A 390-nucleotide genomic window follows, 5' to 3' on the forward strand; every position below is an offset into this window, starting at 1 on the left:
AATTGACCTTCTCCCTCTGGATTAGCTCATAGGATCTGAGCTTTCCCGAGCAAAGAAGGTCGCGGCTTTTTTTAAGAAATCGCGCTCCATCCGCACCCGTTTTAGGTCTCGACGCAGCGCAGTTAATTCTTGACGTTCAGCAGAGGTCAATGAACCTTCGCTGTCACCGGAACGATCAATTCGAGCTTGCTTAACCCACTTGCGTAGCGCACTCTCGGTCAACCCCATCTCTTGAGCCACCTGGCTGACCGGTTTACCCGATTGGCCCACAATGCGAACAGCTTCTGCTTTTTGCTCGTCTGTAAATATCCTTCGCGGTTTTTGGGTCATCTGAACATTCTCCTTCGTTATCGACTCTTCGGGAATGTCCTCTTTTTCGAGGCAAGGTCA

At 50.3% G+C, this 390-nt stretch carries 1 protein-coding gene; it reads right to left on the reverse strand.

Features of this window, described 5'->3' with window-relative positions:
• Positions 1-21: 21 nt before the first annotated feature.
• A complete protein-coding gene (locus AC0QKW_RS00570; protein ID WP_473149127.1) occupies positions 22-330 on the reverse strand; it encodes a transposase in 309 nt (102 codons plus the stop codon).
• Positions 331-390: the final 60 nt, after the last annotated feature.

This window comes from Pseudanabaena sp. PCC 9330 (assembly GCF_055795045.1).

Excerpts from the sequence above, each read along its gene's own strand:
- AC0QKW_RS00570 (WP_473149127.1), bottom strand. The coding sequence starts at position 330 with ATGACCCAAAAACCGCGAAGGATATTTACAGACGAGCAAAAAGCAGAA.